1 protein-coding gene is annotated in these 1,858 nt (G+C 67.7%); it reads left to right on the plus strand.

Annotated features, from left to right (window positions below):
* Positions 1 to 99 precede the first annotated feature (99 nt).
* Positions 100 to 1,803 carry an IS1634 family transposase gene (locus tag ACFP2V_RS38580; RefSeq protein ID WP_381221428.1) on the plus strand — a complete coding sequence of 568 codons (1,704 nt, stop codon included), beginning with the start codon at positions 100 to 102 and terminating at the stop codon, positions 1,801 to 1,803.
* The last annotated feature ends 55 nt before the right edge of the window (positions 1,804 to 1,858 follow it).

A 1,858-nucleotide genomic window follows, 5' to 3' on the forward strand; every position in this document is an offset into this window, starting at 1 on the left:
CAGCGTTCTTACCGCAGCGAAACCCGTCAGATCCCTAGTGACACGATTCGCGCGGTCATCCTGCGTTGACCTGAGGAAAGTCGTGTAACGTCTAGCCACATGTACGTGCGCACGTCGTCGCGGCGGAACAAGTCCGGGCAGGTGGTGCGGTACCTCCAGCTCGCCCACAACGAGTGGGACGCGAAGGCCGGGGTGTCACGCACCAAGGTGCTGCACTCCTTCGGCCGCGAGGACGAGATCGACCGCGCCGCCGTCGAGCGCCTGGTCGCTGCGCTGACCCGGCTGCTGGACCCTGCCCGTGCCGCGGCACTGACCGGCCCGGCCGAGCTGACGTTCACCGAGGCCCGCCCGCTGGGCGGCACCCACGTCCTGGACGGCCTGTGGCACCGGCTCGGTCTGGACCAGGTGATGCGTCGCCAACTGGCCGGCCGCCGACTGGATCCGCGTGTGGAGCGGGTGCTGTTCGCGCTGGTCGCCAACCGGGCCCTGGACGCCTCCAGCAAGCTCGCCGCCGCCGACTGGATCACCCGCGACGTACACATCGAGGGCCTGGACGCCATCGACGAACAAGCCTGCTACCGGGCCATGGACTGGCTGCTGCAGATAGAACCCGCCCTGGCGAAGGAGGCGTACTTCCAGGTCACCGACCTGCTCAACCTGGAAGTGGACCTGCTGTTCTTCGACACCACCAGCACCTACTTCGAGACCGAAGAAGCCGACGAACCCGTCCCGCGCGACGCCCACGGCGAGCGCCTGCCCGAGGGCACCGATCCCGAACTCGCCGTCAAAGAAGCAGGGTTTCGCACCTTCGGGAAGTCCAAGGACTCCCGCGACGACCTGCCCCAAGTCGTCGTCGGCATGGCGGTCACCCGCGACGGCATCCCGGTCCGCGTCTGGTCATGGCCGGGGAACACCACCGACACCAACCTGATCCGCCAGGTCAAGGACGACCTGCGCGAATGGTCGCTCTCGCGGATCGTATGGGTCGCCGACCGCGGCTTCACCTCCGCCGCGAACCGCCGCGCGCTCATGCAGGCAGGCGGCGGCTACATCATCGGCGAGAAGCTCCGCTCCGGGTCCCCCGAGGTCAAGCAGGCCCTGTCCCGGCCCGGACGCTACGCGACCGTCCGCGACAACCTCCAGGTCAAGGAAGTCAACATCGACTCCGACGACCGGTTCGTGATCTGCTTCAACCCCGAGCAGGCACTGCGCGACGCCGCAATCCGCGAGCGCATGGTGACCCAGCTCGAAGAGGCCATCGCCGGCACCGACAAGCTCAAGGCCACCGAACGCGCCCACCTAGCCGGGCAGTTGTCCACCAAGCCCGGGCTGAAGCGCTATCTGCGCACCACCCCGGGCGGATTGCTGCGGATCGACAAGAAGAAGATCGCGACCGAGGCGAACCTGGACGGCAAGTACCTCCTGCGCTCATCCGATCCGAAGCTGTCGGCCGAGGACATCGCCCTGGGATACAAGTCGCTTCTCGAGGTGGAACGCGGCTGGAGGGACATGAAGCAGATCTTGGACCTGCGGCCCGTCTACCACCGCCGCGAGGACCGCATCCGCGCCCACGTCCTGCTGTGCTGGCTGGCCCTGCTGCTGATCCGCGTCGCCGAGAACGCCACCGGTCAGACCTGGAACCGCCTGCGCGCCGAACTCCAGCGCCTGCAGGCCGCCACCTTCACCGGCCACGCGGGCACCTACCGCCAGACCACCGAGCCCACCAAGCCCCAGCGCGACATCCTCACCGCCCTGGACATCCCCGCGCCCAAGAAGGTCATCGAGCTCACCGCAACGCTCTGACCAGCGCGAACACCCACGCCTAGTGACACGCCCCCACAGCGTGAATTCACGCATT

Source organism: Streptomyces incanus (assembly GCF_042656345.1).
In the GTDB taxonomy this organism is placed as follows: Bacteria; Actinomycetota; Actinomycetes; order Streptomycetales; family Streptomycetaceae; genus Streptomyces; species Streptomyces incanus.

Excerpts from the sequence above, each read along its gene's own strand:
- ACFP2V_RS38580 (WP_381221428.1), top strand. The coding sequence starts at position 100 with ATGTACGTGCGCACGTCGTCGCGGCGGAACAAGTCCGGGCAGGTGGTG.